This is a genomic window from Ginsengibacter hankyongi (genome assembly GCF_008710285.1).
GTDB lineage: Bacteria > Bacteroidota > Bacteroidia > Chitinophagales > Chitinophagaceae > Ginsengibacter > Ginsengibacter hankyongi.
Window position 1 is genome coordinate 678458 of sequence record NZ_VYQF01000001.1, and the last position, 22665, is coordinate 701122.

A 22665-nucleotide genomic window follows, 5' to 3' on the forward strand; every position below is an offset into this window, starting at 1 on the left:
TGATAATTGATAATAGACAATTGAAAATTGATAATTGTTTGATCAATAACTTCCTTCCTGATTAACTACTGTCACGGATTCACGACGACAACTCCCGGGCATTTTTTCAACAAGCGCCTTAAACTTTATTTGAACCCTTTGGTATAAAACTTTTACTTTGCTTTTTAAATGAAAATAAGTTCATGAAGAATTTCGATTTCAAAAAATTATTGCCCCATGTAATTGCAATTGTTATTTTTTTAATTGTTGCTGTTATTTATTGCAAACCTGCATTACAAGGCAAAGTAGTTGCGCAACAGGATATACAGGGATGGCGGGGCATGAGCCAGCAATCCGTAGAGTTTCATGATAAGTATGGGTACTACCCGTTGTGGACGAACAGTATGTACAGTGGCATGCCAGCTTACCAAATATTTTTGGACGCACGTACTCATATACTGGTTGGATACCTCGGAAATGTAATAACACTTGGATTACCTAAGCCCATTAGTTTTTTCTTCCTGGCTTGCATTTGTTTTTACCTGTTATGTATTGTTGCCGGTATCAATCCATGGTTAAGTATTATGGGCGGTTTGGCTTACGCGTATTCAACATTCGACCCGATAATAGTTACGGTTGGCCACGATACACAAATGATTTCAATTGGATATATGCCTGCGGTATTGGCCGGGTTGCTATTGCTTTTTCAAAAAAAATACTGGGCAGGTTTTGCTGTCACTGCGCTGTTTGCCGCTCTATTAATCGGCCAGAACCATGTTCAGATGGTGTATTACACCCTAATCATTGCCGCGGCAATGTATGTAGCATTCATTATTAAAAGTTATAAAGAAAAACAATTATCCGTTGCCGTTAGAAGCGGCGTTTTGGCATTAGTTGCTGGAGTATTGGGACTTACATGCAGCGCTGTAACTATGCTGCCAACTGCGGAATATGCCAAAGAAAGCACAAGAGGCGGCAGATCAGAACTTACGCATGATAGCGCAAACAAAACAAAGGGCGGCCTTGATAAAGAAGAAGCCTTCAGGTGGAGTTATGGATTTGGGGAAACGTTCACTTTTATTGTCCCCGATTTGTATGGAGGCGGAAGCCGTAACAAGCAAATGAGTTCTTCATCAAAATTTGTTGATAAACTTACCCAGGCAGGCGAGCAGGAAGACAGGGCCATTCAATATGCGGATTACAGTTCCTATTGGGGTGAGCAACCATCAACCGCAGGGCCGGTTTACCTTGGCGCAATCATTTGCTTCCTTTTCATATTTGGATTATTCTATGTAAAAAGCTGGTATAAGTGGTGGATTGTTGCGGCATCAGCTATTGCAATTTTATTGGCCTGGGGCGCTAATTTAAAAGGGATAAATTATTTCCTTTTCGACCACCTTCCTTTATACAACAAATTCAGGGCGGTAACCATGTCATTGGTTATTCCTCAATTGTGTTTCCCGTTCCTGGGTGTTCTTGCAATAAACAAATTAATTGACGAAACTGACTGGAGTGTTGCCTGGAAAAAATTACGGGTAAGCGTTTACGTTACCGGCGCCATTTTACTGCTCCTGGCAGGATTTTATTTTACGGCAGATTTTAGCGGCGGTAATGATAAATCTCTCAAAGAGAATTTTAAGCAGGGCATGCTACAACAGGTGCCGCCCGGACAACAAGCGCCGCCGCAATTACAGCAACAGGCAGAATCATTCAGTTCGGAACTTATAAATGCGTTACGCAGCGACAGGAAAGACCTGATGGGTTCAGATCTTTTGAAAAATATCTTATTGATTGGCATTGCTGTAGTTTTAATAGGATTATTTATAAAAAGAAAAATAAAGCCCGCTATTCTAATGGCAGGACTCATCGTTCTTTCATCTTTTGATTTGCTGAGCGTGGCAAGCCGGTATTTAAACGCCGACACTTTTGTAGATGATAGTGATTTTGAAGCTGCGTTTATACCTACAGAAGCAGACCAGCAAATTTTGAAAGATCCCGACCATGCTAATTTCCGCGTATTTGACCAAACAGCAGCCAGCCCGCTGTACAGCGATTCCAGGACTTCTTATCATCATAATTCTATTGGCGGTTATCACCCTGCGATGCTGGGATTGTATGCAGACATCATCGATAACCAGCTAAGCAAAGGGAATATGCAGGTTTTTGATATGTTGAATACAAAATATTTTATCGTTCAAAATCCTCAAACGGGAAAACCTACTGCACAACTGAACCCGGGTGCGTTTGGAAATGCATGGCTGGTGAAAGGAATAAAGTATGTTCCTAACGCAGATGCAGAAATGGAGGCACTGGACAGCACCAATTTAAAAGATACGGCTGTTGTTGACAAAAGATATATGCCGCAGGTTAAGCAGCCACCGGTTGCTGATTCTTCTGCATTTATCAAACTCAAACAAAATCTCAATGACAAAATTGATTATACATTTCATAGCACAACGCCACAATTTGCCGTATTAAGTGAAGTGTATTACCCGCTTGGATGGAATGCTTTTATTGATGGTAAGAAAGCAGACTATGTAAAAACAGATTATGTTTTGCGTGGCATGTATGTGCCGGCCGGCGACCACGAGATTGAATTTCGCTTCGAACCGCAATCATATTATACCGGCAGAACGATAACAATTATAGCAAACATACTGGTGTTCCTTTCATTAATTGCTGCCATTGTTTATTTAGCAATCGGGAAAAGAAAGAAGCCCGATGCGCATTTATTATAAAGTTGACGCATACATTCATTCGTGAAATTCGCGTTTTATATTTCGTGCAATAAAAAGTAATACTTATGGTTATCGGGAATGGAATGATCGCAAATAGTTTTGCTTCTTATAAGAATAATGAAGACATTATTATTTTCGCTTCAGGCGTTTCCAATTCAAAAGATACTGTTGAAGAAAATTACCAAAGAGAGTTCCTGTTATTGAAACAAACCATGCAGGACTACCCGGAAAAAATACTCGTTTACTTCAGTACCTGCAGTATCCAGGATGTTGATCTTGCCTCCTCGCCTTATGTCACTCACAAAAAAAATATGGAGGAATACATTACACAAAATGCTGCAAAGTATTACCTGTTCAGAATTTCAAATCTTGCCGGTGTATCTAATAACCCTTATACGCTGCTCAATTATTTTATCTTCAACATACTAAAGGATCAGCCGTTGACAGTTTGGAAAAATGCTTTCAGGAATATAATAGGGGTAGACGATATGTATGCAATCGTTAATTATTTTTTACAGGAAAAAGAAAATATTAATACTACCATTAATATTGCCAATCCTCAAAATTACCCGGTTCCCTATATTATTAAAACCATTGAAACGCATCTTAATAAAAAAGCAATCATTAATGAAGTTGAAAGAGGGGATAATTACTTTATAGACATTACAACTATTGAATCCCTGTTTACATCATTACATATTCAGTTTAATGATAACTATCTTGCTTCATTATTAAAAAAATATTATCATTCAAGGTGACCTACAAAACAGCGATCATAAAACGGAATATAGAAGCTGTGATTATTTTTCCTTTTGTATGGTTAGGAAAAATATGCGCCCCTTTGTTTTCTTTAAAAACGCATCACCAGGTTTTTATTTTCTCTCCATCGGCTGATATCGGCGGATCAGTAAAAGTTAACTATGATTTATGCGGCTGCTTTGCAGATAAATCCCCATTGGTAATTTTTTCAAAGAAACCAAAGAACAACGAGTTCCTGGACCAGTTTAAAGTTCAAGGCGTTCGTACCGTTGATCTCCACCGTTATGTTGATAATAAATGGTATCATTTTGTAAATCTTTTTTACCGCGGCGTTATAGCCTCGTTGATCAATAAGGTCGAAAACCCGGTAGTAATTGGTGGCGAAAGCTTATACTTCTATAAAGTATTGCCTCATGTAAAAAAAAATGCGGTACGTGCTGATATCTGTCACCTCAATACGTGGTTTAACTATACGCAACAATTTATTAAAGATCTTGATGTAAGAATTTTCAGCACTGCCAAACTTAAAAGAGATGCAGAAGCTTTATATAAAAAAAACAACTTGCCGTTACCGTTATATTCCCGCTTACATTTTATAGATAATAAGGTTAATATTCCAGAACGTTTTCAAAATACTAATTCCACTTTATCGGTTGTTTTCGTTGGCCGGGGCGCACCACAAAAAAGAATTCATATCATTGCCGCTATCGCAAAGAAGTTTTCTGAAATGAAAACCAATATTCATTTTTCGTTTGTCGGGGATGTGGAAAAAATCATTAATCCTGCTGACTATCCGTATGCCACTTTTTACGGCAACATTAAGGGCGCTGATAAGATGGAGGAAATTTACCGCAACGCTGATGTCTTGTTGCTCACCTCCGCCTATGAGGGGCTTCCTATTGCGGTTATGGAAATGATGGCGCATGGAAAAGTTGTTGTATCCACTGCCGTTGACGGTATTCCTGATTACATTACGAATGGAGAAAATGGTTTCCTGTTAAACAATAGTCCTGATGAAGGTAAAATCATTGCCGAAGGGATTGCTGTTCTGCAACACCTGGCTGATAACAAAATTGTATTGGAGCAGGTAGGTAATAAAAGCAGGCGCTATGCAGAAGAGCATTTTAGCGGAAAAACATTTTGCGAAAAATACAGGAATTTATTAATCAAATAATTAGTTTCCGGCGAAACCGATAATTATTAATTCAAATTAAGCGTAAGAAAGTCAGCATAGGTTTTTTTAATTCCTTCTTCCAAAGCGATTTCGTGTGTCCATCCCAGTGAGTGTGCCTTACTTACATCCATCAGTTTTCTTGGAGTGCCATCCGGCTTTGTTGCATCCCAGTTTATATCACCATCGTAGCCAACGATATTTTTAATTAATTCAGCTAATTTCTTAATGGTCAAATCTTCGCCTGTTCCTATATTCAAAAACTGTTTCTGATTATAATGTTCCATTAAATGCAGGCACGCATTTGCCAGGTCATCTACATGTAAAAACTCCCGCTTGGGTGAACCCGTTCCCCATAACGTAATGGAGGGCATACCCGAAACTTTTGCTGTATGGAGTTTTCGAATAAGCGCGGGTAATACGTGCGAGTTCTGAAGATCATAATTATCATTAGGCCCGTACAAATTGGTAGGCATCAGCGAAATGTAATTGCATCCAAATTGTTCCCGGTAATATTCACATAATTTAATACCGGCAATCTTTGCAATCGCATAAGGCTCATTGGTGGACTCGAGTAGCCCGCTCAGTAAGTATTCTTCTTTTAAAGGCTGGGGCGCCAGTTTCGGGTAGATACAGGAGGAACCCAGGAACAATAATTTTTTCACCTCATTTTTATAAGCAGCCTGGATGATGTTTGTTTCAATCATAAGGTTGTCGTACAAAAATTCAGCCTTATAGGTATTGTTGGCCATAATACCCCCAACTTTTGCAGCCGCTAAAAAAACATAATCCGGCTTATTCGTCTCAAAGAATTTATTCACACTTTCCTGGTTCCTCAGGTCCAGTTCTGAAGATGTTTTTTCAATAATATTATTAAATCCTTCGCTTCTCAGTTTTCGTACTATCGCACTGCCAACCATACCCCTATGGCCCGCAACATATATCTTATCTGTTTTATTCATAGTTAAATCAATGTTCTATAGACTGGCTGATGAAGAATCCGCTATCAATAAGGTGTTTTTCTTTTTTAAATTTATCAAGGTCTGATGCGACCATTTCGCTTACCAGGTCCTTCAATGTGTGCGACGGAGTCCAACCCAATTTTGTTTTTGCTTTTGTAGGATCTCCAATTAATAATTCAACCTCCGTAGGTCTGAAATAATTTTCATCAACATTCACTACTTCGGCGCCCGGTGCCAGATGAATAGCAGGATTACTGCAACTTTTTACAATTCCCACTTCTTTTACCCCGCTTCCTTTAAATTCCAGTTCCAGCCCCACCTCTGCAAAAGCCATTTCAACAAATTTTCTTACCGTGGTGGTAACACCTGTAGCCAACACAAAATCTTCCGGTATATCCTGTTGCAAAATACGCCACATTCCCTCCACATAATCCTTTGCATGGCCCCAGTCCCTTTGTGCATCAAGGTTTCCGAGGTACACTTTATCCTGCATACCGAGCGCAATTTTAGCCGCAGCCCGGGTTATTTTTCTTGTAACAAACGTCTCCCCTCTCAGCGGGCTTTCATGGTTAAATAGAATTCCGTTGCAGGCAAACATATTGTAGGCTTCGCGGTAGTTAACCATAATCCAGTAAGCGTATAACTTTGCCACTGCGTAGGGCGATCTTGGATAAAATGGCGTTGTTTCTTTCTGCGGGATTTCCTGCACCAGGCCATACAATTCTGATGTGGAAGCCTGGTAAATCCTGGTTTTTTTTGCCAGCCCCAGCAAACGTACTGCCTCAAGCACCCTTAAGGTTCCCATGCCGTCTGCATCAGCGGCATATTCAGGGGTTTCAAAACTTACCTGCACGTGGCTCATCGCGCCAAGATTATAAATCTCGTCCGGCTGAACTTCCTGGATGATTCGAATGATATTGGTTGAATCAGTCAGGTCGCCGTAATGGAGTTTAAATTTCGGATCAGGGCGATGCGGATCTTCGTATATATGGTCAATACGTTCGGTGTTAAACAGCGAGCTTCTTCTTTTTATTCCATGCACTTCATAGCCTTTACTTAGTAAAAGTTCTGACAAATAGGCCCCGTCCTGGCCTGTTACTCCTGTTATTAACGCTGTTTTCATAATTGCAAACTACATGTTTTGTTTAAATGATTTTAGTTTTTTTTTGCCGTTGCTTCGAATCAGGGAAAAACCGTTAGCCAATTTTTCACCATTATCAGACGTAAAAAAAAACAAAATATTGTTATTAATCGAACGCGAAATTAAATAATTAGGCCCATAAACAACGTTCTGCCCAAAGGTTTCATCCTAAGTTTTGCAAAAGGCGAAATTTACATTTTTTCAAAGGCGCGATCCGTTCATTTGGCGGTGGGAAACGGAAAGATGTAAGGCATATTTTCCACAGCCGGATAAAGTCAGTTATACCTGATGTATAAAACCTTGCCGATGATGATAGATGCGCCCGCTAACAATAGGCCGGTTAAAACTTCAACGGTACTTCCGAAGCACCAAAAGATATAAATATGTTAATGTAAAAAAGCTATTGGCGGAAATAATTTTTAAACATAAAAGACGAATTATGACGTATGATTTTTTGCCATCCTGTTTTTTTATTCACCATTCACCATTCACGATATCACTCCGTTCTCAAACTCTTTACCGGGTTAGCTACCGCTGCTTTTAGTGCCTGGAAGCTGATTGTTATAAATGCGATGGTTATGGCCGCGATTCCTGTTATTAAAAAAACGATCCAGTTTATATGGATGTGATTGGCATAATCCAATAACCAATTATTCATAAAATACCATGCAAGGGGTGAAGCAATGAGGAACGAAACAATAATTAATTTTATAAAATCTTTTGAAAGCAGTGCAAGAATATCAGGTATAGATGCGCCCAATACTTTTCTTACACCTATTTCTTTAACGCGATTGATGGAAGCTAACGCAGCTAAGCCTAATAAACCGAGACATGCGAGAAATATCGATATGCTACTTGCACATCCAACAATGCTTGCCCATTTTTGTTCGGCTTTGTAATAGTTATTTATATCATCATCAAGGAAACTATACCGCATAGGAATACCCGGCAATAAACTATTCCATTCGTTTTGCATTGCTGCAATGGCTGCAGTTGGATCACCAGGTTTTACTCTTACATAAAAGTTTGCATACCCTTTATCCTTTGATGTGATGAAAGCCTGGTTCTTTACAACTTCACTTAATGAATGATAGCTAAAATTTTTTACTACGCCTGTTACAACAGCATTCTGCCCTTGAAAATTTTTAATTTCTTTTCCAACTGCGTTTTCAGTATTCCATCCAAAAGCCTTCATCATGGTTTCATTAATGATGATGGATTTTACTGTGTCATTAATATTTGCAGCATTGAAGTTTTTCCCGGCAATCAATTTTAAATCCAACACACTCAAATAGTTTGTGTCGATGATGTTTATATCTGCATTCAGGCCATTATCAGAGTATCCCAGATAATTTTGCCCGGCTCCCAAACCAGCAGCAGCGCTTGCAACATTTTCGATGGAACGTTGATTTATTATTGATTGTTTAAACAATGGGAAAATTTTAGCAGGATCTGATTCTGAAGCATCAACCACAATAACGTTTTCTTTATTAAACCCGGGATTTTTATTTAATAAATATTGCGTTTGCTGAAGCATAATAATCGTTGAGACAATTAATACAATCGATAACACAAATTGAAAAGTTACCAGCGATCTGGTAAACAAGTTTGAACCTCCAACGCGAATTTTATTTTTAAGAATAAGAATCGGTTTGAATGAAGAAAGTACAAATGCCGGATAACTTCCTGCGATTAATCCAACGATGATCACCAGGCTAACGAACAAAAAGAATATCTGCGGCGAAAGCGAGAAATGTAAATCACTTTTTGCAAGTTGATTAAAATATGGCAATAATAAATTGGCTAACAATAATCCAATTATGGCTGAAACTATTGACAGTAAAAACGCTTCTGTTATAAATTGGAAAATAAGTTGACGTTTATCTGCGCCGATAACTTTTCTTACACCAATCTCTTTACTTCTTCCTGCAGATCGCCCTATTGCAAGCGTAGTAAAATTAATGGAGGCAATAAGCAAAATCCCAAAAGCTATTGCAAGCAGAATCCAGATGGATTTCAAATCAACGTGTGGAAAGTCGTGCCATAAATTAATATCAGAAGTATGTATTGAAAGCAATGGCTGCAACTTTAGATTAACCGGTATTTCATTCTTTGGCCATGTAGCACCACTATTTTTTAAGTCAGTTAAATAGCCCGGATAAAACGTAGCAAGAAAATTTTGCAATTGTTTTTTATCATTGGCCAGTGTACTTCCCGGCCTTAACTGAACATAGGTTTGCTTATCAATATAATGAAAATCATTCCCGACAAAAATGCTTCCATTCACATATTTTTCAGCGTATAAAAAATTGCCTAAAATATCAAAGTGAATTGTTGAATTTTCAGGTATATCTTTTGAAACTGCGGAAATAGTGAAAGGTTGAAATGTGGCGCCTATTTTAATCTCGATTATTTTTCCAACAATATCGTCCGTTCCAAATAGCTCTTTTGCTTTTGATTCGGTTAATACAACATCATTCAGATTACGTAGCGCAGACGCAGCATTACCGTATTTCAAAGGAAAAGAAAAAACTGAAAACAGCGATGGATCTGCATAAGTAACTTCAGCCCGCAATCCTTTATTGTTTGCACGCAGTAAACTCTTGTCGTAAGGAAGTTGTATGCGTACATAATTTATTACATCGGGCAAATCCTGCTTCAGCGCTTCACCTAACGTTGTTGCTGTAGGACCGGAATAATCCATATAACCTGCAGCAGGCTGACCGTTTAATGCATCAAACCATACATAAGGGCGATAAATATTGCCTGCATTCTTATTAAACTTATCAAAACTAAATTCATTATAAGCATATAAGGCAAGCAAGCTAAAACATGCAATGCCAATTGACAATCCTGAAATATTAATAACAGCAAAAAACTTTTGTTTTATAATATTTCGCCATGCAGTTATAAAATGATTTTTAAACATAGAAGTTGATTTATAAATTATGATCTATCTATTCACCATTCACCATTCACGATATCATTCCGTTCTCAAACTTTTCACTGGGTTTGCCATTGCCACTTTAATTGCTTTTATACTAACTGTAATTATTGCAATACCAAAAGTTATCAGCGCAGCTACAATAAAAATCCACCAGCTTACTGTTGTTTTATAAGCGAAGTTTTGCAGCCATTTATTCATCACCCAATAACCAACAGGCAATGCAATACAGGTTGCGATTATTACGGGCTTTAATAAATCTTTTGATAATAAAACAACAATGCTTTGTACAGATGAGCCCAGCACTTTTCTTACACCGATTTCTTTAAACCGTTTTGTGGCAGTAAATGATGCAAGGCCGAATAAGCCAAGGCAGGCAACAAAAATGGCTAAGCCCGCAAACACAGATAAAATAGTTTGCTGGCGAATATCTTTTTTATACAAATCATCAAACTGCTGGTCTAAAAATTTGTATTCAAGCGGATAATCGGGCGCGGCTTTGCTATATGCGTTTCTTATAAGTGCAACACCGGCCTGCAAATTGCCTGGTTTCAATTTTACTAATATTTGCCTTCTGTCTTCTGCCGGCGATATCACCAACGCATCCACATCTTGTTTTAATGATTGAAAATTGAAATCATTAACCACACCAATAATTCTGCGTCTTGCGCTATCCCGAACTGTGTTCAATATCCATTTGCCAATGGCTTCTTGTGGTGTCCATCCAAGTTTGGCTGCAGCTGTTTTATTTATTAAAACCGCGCTTGTTGTATCAGTTGGAAATTGTGCTGAAAAATCTCTGCCTGCAATAATTTTTAAACCTAATGTTTTTACAAATTCAAAGTCGGCAAACTCGGTTCTTGCATTCCATCTTTCTGCATGATCTTCTACTTCAAACATATGCCCGTCAAAAAATCCTCCTGGCTCGCCACTCATTGCAGAGACGGATTGTACGCCACTTTGATTTTGCAGTTCGTTTTTAAAAGTATTCAGGTTATTATAGATATCATTATTATCAATTGGAATAATTACGGTTTGCTCTTTATTATAACCAAGTTGTTTGCTCTTTACATAATTCATTTGTTTTGTAATGATGATAGTGCCCACAATTAAAAACACGGATATGCTAAATTGAACAATAACTAATGCCTGCCTGAATGATGCGCCACCCTTTCCTGATTTCAATTTGCCTTTTAAGGCTTGTATGGGCGAGAATGCTGATAAAAAAAATGCAGGATAGCTGCCTGCTAAAATTCCTACAATAATAATTACACTAATAAGAAATAAATAAATAGTCCAGGTATTCCACGATACCGTTAATGAATAGCCTAATATTTGATTATACCATGGCATGATCAAAAACAGTAAACCAACAGAAAGTAAACATGAGATGGTTGTAAGCAAAAGTGATTCACCTATAAACTGCCAAACTAAATTATTACGTAATGCACCTAGCACTTTACGTAAGCCAACTTCTTTAGAACGTTCTGCTGCACGAACCGTTGACAGATTCATAAAGTTGATGCAGGCAATAAGTAATATTAAAATTGCAATAGAAAGAAAAATATATACAACAGCTTTATCGCCGTGTTTAGTGTTGTCCAAAGAACCTGAAAAATAAACATCTTTTAATGGGGTTAATGAAAGCGTGAAATGGAAACCATACTTGCGCATATCACTACCCATATTTTTTTCCATAAAAGCAGGAAGCTGTTTTTCTACCTGGGACTGCGTTACATTAGGAGCAAGTTCCACATAAGTATATAATCCATTGTTTATCCACACATTCATAAAGCTGGCATTCCTGCGTCTTTCAAGAGAAGTAACAATATCAAAATCCAGGTGTGAATTAGAAGGCACATCCTTTGCAATGCCTGTAACTTTTAACGGCGCTTCTTTGTTGAGCATAACAATTTTTCCCATTGCATTATCAATGCTTCCAAAATATTTTTTTGCTGTTGTTTCAGTTAGCACAACACTATTTATGTCATTCAATACTTTTGAAGGATTTCCTTTTAGTAATGGAAATGAAAAGAAGCTAAAAAAGTTTGAATCCACATCAATCTCTTTTTTTTCATGAAAAGATTTATCGCCGACACTAAATAAATTATCATTTTGATTTACACGAACAGCACTTGCTATTTGACCTTTGAAATCATTCAATAAAGCAGGCATGTAAGGACCAGACAGGTAGGCAACACTTGCCGCTTTTCCATCCATCTTTATTCCACGTTGCACACGATAAATGCGATCACCATTTTTATGAAATTTATCAAAGCTGAATTCATTCATGATAAATAAATAAATCATCATGCAAACTGTAATGCCAATGGTTAATCCAAGAATATTAATTAACGAAAACATTTTGCTCTTCATCAAATTGCGCCATGCGGTTTTGAAATAATTTTTAAACATAGAAGTTGATTTATAAGATGTGATTTATTCACCATTCACGATTGACGATTCACGATTCACCATCCACCATTCACGATACTATTCCGTTCTCAAACTCTTCACCGGGTTTGCTATCGCTACTTTTATTGCCTGGAAGCTCACCGTTAGTAATGCAATGAATACAGCTCCTGCACCCGCCACCAAAAATATCCACCAACTAACGGTCGTCCGGTAAGCGAAGTCCTGCAACCACTGTTTTGAAAAATAATAAGCAACCGGCGAAGCAACAATGATAGCTATCAGGATCAGTATCAAAAATTCTTTACTCAACATAGCAGTAATATTGGTAACGCTTGCACCAAGAACTTTACGGATGCCGATTTCTTTCGTTCGTTTTTGAGCAGTGTACATGCCAAGGCCAAACAAACCCATACAGGAAATAAAAATAGTAATGACCATCGCTGCGTTCATGAGCCATGCCGTCTTCTTTTCCTGGCCGTATAACCAGGTAACAGATTCATTTAAAAAGCTATAATCAAATGGCTCACCCGGGTATATTTTTTTCCATTGCTGTTCTATCCCCGATACAATTGGCTTTACAGATTTCATATTTGTTTCGGATGCTGCAAGCTTTATTGCAACACTAAAATTCAATGAAGGATCATTTACTATTACAGCAGGCTGTATGGCATCATGAAAAGATTGCTGATGAAAATCCGCAATCACTCCAACTATCGGATAAGCTTTTTCTGTTGGTCCCATCATGTAGAGCATTTTACCTACCGCATCCTGAGGGTTAGTAAAACCGATTACCTTTGCCATGGATTCGTTTATCACAAATTCTTTCAGGCTGTCGCTATGCAACATGTTTCTGCCTGCAATAATTTTCATCTGGTAAAAAGGGATGTATTGGTCATCGCCAATTTCCATTAATGGCTGTGTAACTATTTCCTGCCTGCCTTTGTACTTAAAGCTATTCGTCATTTGCGCAAAACCCATCGGCGCATGATTTTGTAATATCACTTTATCAACACCTTTTATCTGTGCTACCTGTTGCGCCAGCACCTTTAGTTTTTGATCTTTATCGCGCCATTTCACTAATGTAATAACGTTATCCGTATTAAAGCCTTTATTGGTTGTGTTCATAAAACTGATCTGCTTGCCGATAACTATAGCGCCGATAATAAAGACCAATGAAATTGAAAATTGAAACACAATTAATTCTTTACGCAGCCCCACCTTTTCACGACCTTGTTGCCCGGTTGCACCTTTCAGGCTTAGTACCGGCAAATAAGATGATAAAACTTTAGCCGGATAAAAACCAGCTAACAAAGATGTTAGCAGGGTAACGGCGAGCAAAAATAAAAGCGTGGATGAATTGGAAAGATGGAAGGCAACGCCTTCGGGGATGTAATCTTTAAAAAGATGCAACACAGGGTTAACGAGCAACACTGAAAGCACCACGGCAATGGAAGTAAGCGCCAATGTTTCTGTTAAGAACTGGAACATGATATTTCTCCTGTTACTGCCCAGCACTTTTCGCACCCCAATTTCTTTAGCCCGCTGTATAGATTGCGCTGTTGATAAATTAATAAAATTAACGGCTGCAATAATTAAGATAAATAAAGCAACGCCCATCAAAGCATATAATGTGGGCAGGTAAGCTTTCCTGAAATCATCACCGTCATCGCCGCGGTGAAAATCATCGGTAAAGTGAATGTCATTGAGCGGCTGGAGATACATGTGTAGTGAAGAACTATTATCGGGAAATTTTACATGGTCTTTTATAAATGCCGCAAACCTTTTATTTATGCCGGATGGTGTGACCCCCTTTGCCAGTTTCACAAATGCCATGGATTGGTGCGGACTTAAGCTATTCCAGTCTTCCGTTGGAATCCGGCTTTTTAAAAAACTATGCGTTGCCGTGCTGATGGAAATAAAATCAGTATATCCAAAATCAGTATTCCCCTTCCAGTCTTTTACTATACCGGCTACGCCTACCCGTAATGAATCATCATAGATCACAGTTTTCCCGATCATGCTGCTTAACGGAATATCGCCGAAGTATTGACGTGCCCTTTTTTCTGAAAGCACTACTTTAAACGGTTCATTTAAAACCCGGGCATTACCTTCCAGCCATTGGTATTTAAAAATATCAAAATATTGGGGCCAGGTAATAATGGAAGCAGAAACATAAGAGCCCTCAAGCCGGCCATCAAATTTTTTCAGCGGCCTGTTACCATCGGGTATGCTTACCCCGGCACCGTAGGAGTAAACACCAGCCACTGCTTCAAAGCCGGGAACCTGGTTTTGAAAACCGGCCACATCAGAAAACGGGCTGTTTAAAAATTGCTTTTCTCCGCCGTTTCTTTGCGCCTCGCCAACTATGCGGTAGATGCGGTCTGAATCAGGATGAAATTTATCAAAGCTGAATTCATAATTTGTAACAAGAAATATGACAATGCAAGCGCAAATGCCCAAAGCAAGCCCGACTATATTGATCATGCTATAAATTTTATGACGGATGATACTGCGCCATGCTATTTTAAAATAAGTTTTAAACATAAAATAAGTTTTAGGCCGTATGTTTTAAGTTATAAGTAAAAAGAAAACCCGATAACCATCACATTCACAACTCCTTTATGATTTATAATTCTGCGTGCCCGTTGCCGGGAAGCTGCACATCATCATCCTTAATATAAAGCCAATCACCGGAAAAACTTTCAATCCATATACCAAGCCTGCATCGTATTGATAAAGAGTTATTTATTATAATTTATTTGGTGCGCAAGTGTTCATAAACGAACACTTGTTTAAAGAAAGTGAACAGTTGGGTACCCGGGGAAATGAATACACCTGGTTGTCATAGAAAGTGTGATACACAGATAAAAGGGCGATAGAAATTACACCATAGCAAATATCAAACCTTTCGGGAATGCGGGGGCATTTTTTCAAAGTTGCCTTCTTTTGAGGTATCGATAACCCTACTAAAAAAAGCACAGGATATAACATTTGCTAATGCTATATCCTGTGCTTTGGAAATTTTTATTTTATCTTATTTCGCCGGGATAATGTCAATAATTACTGTTCTGTTGTAAAATCTTTCTTCGGGAAGTGTATTGTCAAAGGGCGCCGTACCGGCATCCTCACCAAACCCGTAAGATTCAAATGTAACACCTTTCGTTCCGGCTTTTGACAAGGCTTGCTCAATAATTTGCTGAGCGCTTGTTGCTCTTTCATGCGATAAGGTATGGTTATATGCTTCATCTCCTATAATATCCGTATGCCCATGAATAATAACCGTTCCATTTTCAGGTACAAGAGGCGTTATAACATCAGTAAGGAAATTTTCATAAGCAGCAATTGATTTCGATTGGTCGAAATTGAAGAGGATGCTGTAACGCAATCCTTCCTGTTTAGGATCATCCATTTTCATTAAACTAACAGAGCTTTCTTTCTCAATGGTACCGCCATTTTTTGTTTGGCCAATCATCATAATTTTATAATTACCCTGCTGGTTGTTGCCCAAAATCGTCTTCCCTGAAACTGAAGCCTGGTCTTGTGTATAAGGACCATAGTGCTGCACGTTACCCTGTTCATCTGTAACATCTACTGTCCATGATTTTAATGATTCAGCAGCTCCGTCTGTATTAAATAGTACGTGGCTGTCTAAAGGATCTGTTTGTACAGAAGTTATTTCCACAGGTTTTAAATAGGGTGAACTACTTCCGCCAACCTGCATCAGTAATTCAGGAGAAGCGCTTACGATATCTACCCTGCGGTCTTCTTCACGTAATAATGCAAGTTCTTTATCACCACCCGGTTGTTCTGAGGAAATAGCTGGTTTATCTTTTCCATCAATATTTATTCTTGAGCCATCTATTCCAAAAACTGTTACTAAATACTGCTTAATATTTTCAGCCATTATTTTTCCTTCAGCAGGATTTTTACCTGATGCACCAATTAAAGTAATAGTGCTTTGCGGATTGCTGCGCAAGCGATCGCCCATAATATTTAGAATATTATGATATAACGCTAACTGCCTTGCCGAACGGCCATTATTTAAATTATCCGGCTGTCCTTCCTGTAATTGGGCTTCTTTAAATGAGGCAGCCTGGTCCTCATTCAATTGTATGTAACGGGCAGGTATGTCAGTTGATTCCTGGTTAAAAAATACTGAATTAATAAGTGGGAATGTTTCTTTTACCTGTCGGCTCAATGGAACAACTTTGGGTGCCCTTACTGAGAACTGCACATCTTTTTCCTGGACAACCGGTGAAGTTGCTACGGATTCTTCTATTGGTTTAGCGATTGATTTCCTGGAAGTACCAAACTTTAGTGCAATACCGGCACGAACTGTATAAAATGACCATGATTCTACTGAGCGTGGGTCATGACCAAAGTCGGTAAGAAAAGATACAAATGGAGAAACGGTCATCTGTGTTGCGCTTGTACGTGCAGAAACCGGGATATCAATACCGGCGCCTGCCTGGGCTGAAAAAACAGTTTTGCGAATATCGCTCCAGTCGCCCCTGGTATCGGGTTGTTTTTCCTGCGTATACGTAAATGCTTTGCTCACATTAAAACTAAGTGTTGGCCCGCCAAAAATATAAAAGGCGTTAGAAAAGGGAGCGATGCGTAAACTGGGTTCAACAGCCACATAACTGATATTGGTTGACAGGTCTGCCGCACAATTACAGGGAGCCACCACGCCGTCAAACTTTCCGCCGCGGTTATCGTAAGCTATATTTAGCATCCCACCCCAAACTTTGTTCGGCCTGTACTCCGTAAGTAAAGAGAGATAAGGCTTCACTCCGTCTCCTTTATGAAACGCAGTAGGTACTGTTAAGCTGTTGTTGAGCATTTGCGTGGTACCGCGATAAGTATTGAAGTTTGCAGCAGCTGATTCGCCGAACCACCATACGGGTTGTGTTCGCTTTACTTTTTGTGCATGGCCTGCGACCCCTGCGAAAATTGACACCAGGAACATGATTGCAAATTTTTTATTTGCTAGATGAAATTGTAACATAAAATATCTTTTTATAAATTAATTGTATTGTTCTTTTGGAAATCATCCCGCCCGGCGGCGGGATGATTTGTGTGTGTTGTTAAACTAATAACTTTGTTATTGTGGTACGTTAATAGTAGTGTTTACCATGGTAACCGAAGCATTTAAGGAAAGCGCTCTGCCATTCAATACTGTCTGAACTGCATTACCGGCAGTAGAGAAAGTAACTCCTGCAGAAGCAATAATAGTTCCGCTCATAATACCACCGCCTGATCCGTTAATAGTGGCCGCACTACCCACATACCAGTAAACATTTTTAGCCTGGCCCTGGTTTATCATTACGACGCTGCGGGCTCCTGATGGACCGGCAACACCTACCGTTAAACCGCTTGCTGTCTGGAATATCCATTGCGCATTGGGGTCTCCTTTGGCATCCAGCGTAAGATTTCCGTTGGTTATTTTAAAAGTGCCGCTGGCAGATTTATAAACACCCGGAGCCAGGGTTAATCCTCCAAGTTCACCTGCACCCGGATCAGTTCCACCCGGTTTTGAAGCAGGAGAAATACTGTTATAAGCAGTGGTTGCATCTGCCAAAGCTTTAGTTGCTATGGTAAATGAAGTCGCATTTCCCGGCGCCGGAGGAGCCGTATAAATTCCACCTGTAACATCGCCTACATTCAGCGGGGTTTCTGTATATATATCGTTGTTGGTTCCATCATGGAATCCTGTAATTAAGGTAGAGGCCCCGGTGGTACCGATGCTTCCATTGTTAATGATGGTATTTAATCCCTGGTTGGTTATCCCGGCATTTCCGCCAAACGCACCAAAACCAGCCGCACTTCCTAAAAATGACGGAGGCGCTATTGATCCGGTAGTAAAGCTCCACACGTAATTGCTGACCAGTGAATTGCCTGCAAGGTCCTTTGCCCCTGTGGTAACTGTAGCTGTATAAACGGTACTGGATGCAAGATTAACTGAAGGAGAAAAAGTAACCGTTGTGCCTGAGTAGGCTAAAGTTCCTGAAACCGTGTTTGCTCCCTGTTTCAGAATAAATGTGGAAGCATTAAGCGTTAAAGGATCCATCGCCTCGCTAAAGGTGGCAGCAATATTTTTATCCAGGGCCACATTGGTAGCATTATTCACCGGGTCGGTGGAGGTTACCGTTGGTGGCGTTACATCGCCCGTCGTAGTAAAGTTCCATACATACTTGCTTATCATTGCATTGCCGGTAACATCTTTAGCACCGGTAGTAATGGTACCCGTGTAAGTGGTATTGGCCGTAAGATTAACCGATGGTGAAAAAACGGCCGTAGTGCCTGAATAAGAAACCGCACCATTCACTGAAACTCCGCCAAGTGTTGTATTTACTAAGGTAAAGCTGGTGGTAGTGGATAAAGAATCCATTGCCTCACTGAAAGTAGCCGAGATCTTTTTGTTGAGCGCCACACCTATGGCTGCATTCGCCGGATCGGTTGAAATAACCGTAGGCGGTATTATATCCGGACCTGCACCGGTTGTAAAGTTCCAAACATAATTACTTACCATGGCATTGCCCGCGGGGTCTCTTACCCCGGAAGTAACTGTCCCTGTATATTTAGTATTGGGTAAAAAATTATGAGTTGGTGAAAAAGTTGCCGTTGTGCCTGCATAAGTAATCACCCCGGCAATTGGCGTCGTTCCGTTGGTTATTGTAAAGGTCAACGAATTGATGGTAGAAGGATTCATCGCTTCATTAAAGATGGCATCAATTGTCTTGTTAAGACTTACGCCTGAAGCGGTATCCACAGGGTTGGTTGAAATTACTTTGGGACAGACGCCTAAAATCCCGGGTTCTTCGGTAACTTTTTTACATCCGGCTGCAAAAACAACCAGCAGTGCTAACATAAACCATTTGTTGAAAATGTGATGGTAGCCTTTACGTGTGCGGATAAGGGTTTTCTCCTTTTGGAAAGGGTTGTTTTTCATAATTGCGCTTTAAAATTAATTGTTGTGTTTTTAGTTTTTACACGACAATAAAACGCAAGATGAGGGCAATAAAATCTGTAGAGGTGTTACATGATTTTGGGAAAAGACTTACATCTTTCACACATTTTCCGATGCGGTAAGTTGTTGTTGCTGCACCTGTTTAAAGTAAGATGGCGTGAAACCCGTGACCTTTTTGAATTGATTGGATAAATGAGCCACACTGCTGTAATGAAGTTTCGATGCTATTTGTGTAAGGCTCACTTCCCCAGTCATCATTAATTCTTTCGCCCGTTCAATTTTTTGTACAATAATAAATTTTCGAATGGGAATGCCTTCGGCTTCTGAAAAGAGATTAGAAAGATAGGTATAATCATATTCCAGTTTCTTACTGAGATAATCAGAAAAGTTTGTTTGCAACTGTTCATCCGAATAATGAACCAAATCCACAATTATATTTTTTATCTTGCCGATAAGCATGGGTTTCCTATCCTCCATTGGCTCAGGAAAAGTGACTTTCTTTTCTGGTTGCCTGCTAACATTGTGCATAACCCCAATTATACGGCAGGCTTTTCCTTCGTTATTTCTAATGATGCTGGCCCTGCTAAATACTCTTGAAACAGAACCATCGGCCTTAATGAAGCGATAAGTACTTTCCCAGTAGGTAACAGGTGATGCAATTGCATCGTACAGGCTTTTTATAATTGCTTCTTTATCATCGCGGTGAAAGTAATTAGCCCAATCAGCATCCATATTGCCGCCATTGTTTTTTGTTGAATACCCAAATAATTCTTCAAATCTATCGCTCAGGAAAAATTCATTCGTTAATAAATTCCAGTGCCATATTCCCTCGATGGAAAGATTAGATGCTTTAAGCAATATATCGCCGTTATCGTTCTCTACGGTACTTTGATCATCCAGTTTTTTTTCAAGTTCCTGCAGCCTGCTTACATCCTGTATGGCACCGATAAGACGGATCGCTTTTCCCTGTTCGTCTCTTACAATGCTTGCCCTGCTGGTAGTGGATGCAACCGAACCGTCATAACGTTTGAACCTATAAGAATCGTCCCAGCTTTTATGATCTGAGCCAAGTGTCGTAAATAATTTTTTTTCAATAGTATTTTTTTCCTCGCGGATAAGGCAACGGCTGAAATGGTTAAAATGCACCGTATTATTTTGCACTTTATAACCAAACACTTCTTCAATACTGTCACCTACATAAATTTCGCCGGTTACAATATCCCAGTCCCACATCACATCGTACGATGCTTTGGCTATATATTTTATCCATTCATTATTTTCCGCAAGCCTGGCATCAGATCTTTCCTGCGCCACTATAATATTATCTGCAACTATTTTTTCTTTTTTTACTTCAACCTTTTTTTGCCTGGATTTAGCGAGAATAATATTATCCTCCACTATTTTATCCTTCTTAGTGTCGATTTCTTTTTGCTTCCTGATACTTTGACTCCTATCGGAAATGGTGGTAATGGCTTTTTCAATTCCGTCTTCATCCATAAAAACCGCAGAACTGATTTCGCAGGGAATCGCCTTGCCGGTTTTTGTTATAATATTTACCAGGGTAACAGATTGCCCTTCAGCGTTCCCTTGGCTGAGCATTTTTTTAAAACTGGTCTCATTCGTATCGAAAACAGATGCCCTGCTTTTGGTTAATAATTCTCTTTTGGAAAAGCCTGTAAGGGTGCACGCAGCTTTGTTGACCAATATTATCTTGCCGCTGCTGACAATAGTAATGATGTTTGGCTGCGCGGCGTTATTAAAAGCGAGTTGTATCAGAGAGTCGTTATTTACCCCGGCATTGGAATTTTCAGGTGCGCCGGGCTTTTTTTTATTCATAGATCCTTGGGAGGTTAGCGTAAGATTCAGTTGTAAGATAGACTAAGCTGTGTATATAGCAATAAGGTTGCCAATATATCTGCGTTTTCTGATACTTGCTTGCAACAATGGCTGATTTTCTATACAATTGTTGCATTCCTGGTAAGCACCTGGTTTAAAACGTTGCAGGTTGGTATCCTACCGGGTTCGGCATAAGGCGCTGCCGAAATATCAAACGCTTCCGCGAATGGGCTGGCATTAAGCAGGATGCATTGGCAGCAGAACTCAACTGGAGCCAGCAGAAAGTTTCTTTACTGGAACAAAAAGAAGAGATTGAAGATGATGTGCTGGAAGAAGTGGCTAAAATTTTAAAAGTGCCGGAGGAAGCTATAAGAAACTTAGAAGATTCAAAGCAGTAAACTACTTTAATAGCTTTAATGACGGCAGAGTAAATCATGGAGCTGTTTACGCGTTTAATAGCAACTTTAACCCTATTGAAAAAGTTATACAGCTATACGATGAAAAAATTGCTTTGGATGAAAGAATGCTGAAGGAAAAGGGTGATATGATTGAAAAGCTGGAAGAATTATTGTTGAAGGGGAGAGCTTAAAGCTGTTTGTCGAGTGTGCCAAGCTAAGAAGCTGAGTTTAACTTATAGTCAGTTATATCCGTTTTATAAAACCTTGTTGATAACACTTAAGGCCCTTTGGCAGATAAATTTTTATCTATTTTCCAACTCTATACACTGCAAAATAATTCCGAAAATTGCCTATTTGTAGAAATATCAATTATTGGCGACAGCACTAAATCTTTTTGAGCTATACTTCTTGCTGAAGTGAAGGAATTAATTGTCGAAACTAGAGATTTATATTCGTAATAATACATTAAGCCTCTAGCTCCATCATATAAACAATTTAACGCTCCTAGTGCTTGCCCAAATTCCAGTGCTCTTTCGATAAGGTCGATCTCGGCATTTAAAAGGCCAGTTTGTCCTGCCGAACAAAGGTAACTTATAATGCCAGAAGTGCACCAGTCACCGGCTCCAGCTGCATCCTGGATATTATTTAAAGAAAATCCTTTAATCGATTTCCAATGATTTGGCTCAGAACTCTTTTTAGTTCTATAAGCCAATCCCTGATCACCAAATGTTTCTATCTCCAAGAAACACCGAATGAGGTTATATCTTTCCTTATAATCCGGAATACGTTCATGTGAAAATTTTACAATATCAGCTATAGCAAGAAATTTTTCGAACTGTTTAATATCTCTGTATGATGAAGGTTCAAAATAAATAACTGCACCCTTTGATTTTAAATTCCTTGCAAGTTCCAGAGTACCGGGATTCATACGATCAAAATAAAAAACCTGCGGTTTGATGCTCCGCTGTGATACTTCCACTGCAATGGTTTTTGTGATCGGCTTTAATTGTGGAAGCCAGGATTTTGTTTCAGGATCACGAAACTCGAACCGGTGAACCGGCTTTCCCGTTTTATCTTTAAGTATTCTATGGATAACAATGGGTGTGCTTCCCTCTTTATTAACGGAAATATGATCGATATGAATATTCCATCTTTCCAAATCGTGCAAGAGTTCGGCTCCCGCCTGATTATTCGATAGCCTTGCCACTGGGTAACTATTCCAACCAAGATAACTTAGTATACTTAGCACGTTACCACACGAGCCGCCGGCAGATAATTTGGGTAAAGTTGTAGGGCTCCCATTTAATATTACATCTAATGCAACCAACCCTGTGCCTAAACAAGTAGACATA

At 39.2% G+C, this 22665-nt stretch carries 13 protein-coding genes; 4 read left to right on the forward strand and 9 right to left on the reverse strand.

Translation table 11 applies throughout. The features are described from left to right. Positions 1-182: 182 nt before the first annotated feature. The 3 genes from FW778_RS02855 (at position 183) to FW778_RS02865 (ending at position 4650) form a co-directional block, all read left to right on the forward strand. Positions 183-2717 (forward strand): glycosyltransferase family protein, encoded by a 2535-nt coding sequence (locus tag FW778_RS02855; protein ID WP_150413084.1) that lies wholly within the window; start codon positions 183-185, stop codon positions 2715-2717. 65 nt (positions 2718-2782) lie between these two features. Continuing rightward, positions 2783-3475: an NAD-dependent epimerase/dehydratase family protein gene (locus FW778_RS02860; RefSeq protein WP_150413085.1), complete on the forward strand. Its 693-nt coding sequence runs from the start codon at positions 2783-2785 to the stop codon at positions 3473-3475. Then, positions 3472-4650: a glycosyltransferase family 4 protein gene (locus FW778_RS02865; RefSeq protein ID WP_202552051.1), complete on the forward strand. Its 1179-nt coding sequence runs from the start codon at positions 3472-3474 to the stop codon at positions 4648-4650. The genes FW778_RS02860 and FW778_RS02865 overlap by 4 nt, the downstream gene beginning before the upstream one ends. A gap of 26 nt (positions 4651-4676) precedes the next feature. Here the strand turns inward: FW778_RS02865 and fcl are convergent, their stop codons facing one another. The 8 genes from fcl to FW778_RS02905 all read right to left on the reverse strand — a co-directional run bounded on the left by fcl (position 4677) and on the right by FW778_RS02905 (position 20915). Then, on the reverse strand, positions 4677-5609 hold the full coding sequence (gene fcl, locus FW778_RS02870) for a GDP-L-fucose synthase (protein ID WP_150413087.1): 933 nt from the start codon (positions 5607-5609) through the stop codon (positions 4677-4679). 7 nt (positions 5610-5616) lie between these two features. Next, positions 5617-6732, reverse strand: coding sequence for a GDP-mannose 4,6-dehydratase (gmd, locus tag FW778_RS02875; RefSeq protein WP_150413088.1), 1116 nt, complete (start codon positions 6730-6732; stop codon positions 5617-5619). A 514-nt stretch (positions 6733-7246) separates the two neighbouring features. Next, positions 7247-9679, reverse strand: a complete 2433-nt coding sequence (locus tag FW778_RS02880) for an ABC transporter permease (protein WP_150413089.1) — start codon at positions 9677-9679, stop codon at positions 7247-7249. Positions 9680-9733: 54 nt separating this feature from the next. Beyond that, positions 9734-12109 (reverse strand): ABC transporter permease, encoded by a 2376-nt coding sequence (locus tag FW778_RS02885; protein ID WP_150413090.1) that lies wholly within the window; start codon positions 12107-12109, stop codon positions 9734-9736. Between the two features lie 78 nt (positions 12110-12187). Beyond that, a complete protein-coding gene (locus FW778_RS02890) occupies positions 12188-14653 on the reverse strand; it encodes an ABC transporter permease (protein ID WP_150413091.1) in 2466 nt (821 codons plus the stop codon). A 490-nt stretch (positions 14654-15143) separates the two neighbouring features. Beyond that, positions 15144-17117, reverse strand: coding sequence for an outer membrane beta-barrel protein (locus tag FW778_RS02895; protein WP_150413092.1), 1974 nt, complete (start codon positions 17115-17117; stop codon positions 15144-15146). Between the two features lie 96 nt (positions 17118-17213). Beyond that, positions 17214-19061: an Ig-like domain-containing protein gene (locus FW778_RS02900; RefSeq protein WP_202552052.1), complete on the reverse strand. Its 1848-nt coding sequence runs from the start codon at positions 19059-19061 to the stop codon at positions 17214-17216. A 117-nt stretch (positions 19062-19178) separates the two neighbouring features. Continuing rightward, entirely contained in the window at positions 19179-20915 is a 1737-nt protein-coding gene (locus FW778_RS02905; protein ID WP_150413093.1) for a PAS domain-containing protein, read from the reverse strand. A gap of 251 nt (positions 20916-21166) precedes the next feature. On the opposite strand from FW778_RS02905, the gene FW778_RS23400 reads away from it, so the two are divergent. Further along, positions 21167-21313 (forward strand): hypothetical protein, encoded by a 147-nt coding sequence (locus FW778_RS23400; RefSeq protein ID WP_235906010.1) that lies wholly within the window; start codon positions 21167-21169, stop codon positions 21311-21313. A 319-nt stretch (positions 21314-21632) separates the two neighbouring features. Here the strand turns inward: FW778_RS23400 and FW778_RS02915 are convergent, their stop codons facing one another. Further along, positions 21633-22664, reverse strand: coding sequence for a PfkB family carbohydrate kinase (locus FW778_RS02915; RefSeq protein WP_150413094.1), 1032 nt, complete (start codon positions 22662-22664; stop codon positions 21633-21635). Between the last annotated feature and the right edge of the window lies 1 nt (position 22665).

What these genes read in the sequence shown, in the direction of transcription:
- FW778_RS02855 (WP_150413084.1), top strand. Translation starts at nt 183, where the DNA reads ATGAAGAATTTCGATTTCAAAAAATTATTGCCCCATGTAATTGCAATT.
- FW778_RS02860 (WP_150413085.1), top strand. Translation starts at nt 2,783, where the DNA reads ATGGTTATCGGGAATGGAATGATCGCAAATAGTTTTGCTTCTTATAAG.
- fcl (WP_150413087.1), bottom strand. Translation starts at nt 5,609, where the DNA reads ATGAATAAAACAGATAAGATATATGTTGCGGGCCATAGGGGTATGGTT.
- gmd (WP_150413088.1), bottom strand. Translation starts at nt 6,732, where the DNA reads ATGAAAACAGCGTTAATAACAGGAGTAACAGGCCAGGACGGGGCCTAT.
- FW778_RS02880 (WP_150413089.1), bottom strand. Translation starts at nt 9,679, where the DNA reads ATGTTTAAAAATCATTTTATAACTGCATGGCGAAATATTATAAAACAA.
- FW778_RS02885 (WP_150413090.1), bottom strand. Translation starts at nt 12,109, where the DNA reads ATGTTTAAAAATTATTTCAAAACCGCATGGCGCAATTTGATGAAGAGC.
- FW778_RS02890 (WP_150413091.1), bottom strand. Translation starts at nt 14,653, where the DNA reads ATGTTTAAAACTTATTTTAAAATAGCATGGCGCAGTATCATCCGTCAT.
- FW778_RS02895 (WP_150413092.1), bottom strand. Translation starts at nt 17,117, where the DNA reads ATGTTACAATTTCATCTAGCAAATAAAAAATTTGCAATCATGTTCCTG.
- FW778_RS02900 (WP_202552052.1), bottom strand. Translation starts at nt 19,061, where the DNA reads ATGAAAAACAACCCTTTCCAAAAGGAGAAAACCCTTATCCGCACACGT.
- FW778_RS02905 (WP_150413093.1), bottom strand. Translation starts at nt 20,915, where the DNA reads ATGAATAAAAAAAAGCCCGGCGCACCTGAAAATTCCAATGCCGGGGTA.
- FW778_RS02915 (WP_150413094.1), bottom strand. Translation starts at nt 22,664, where the DNA reads ATGTCTACTTGTTTAGGCACAGGGTTGGTTGCATTAGATGTAATATTA.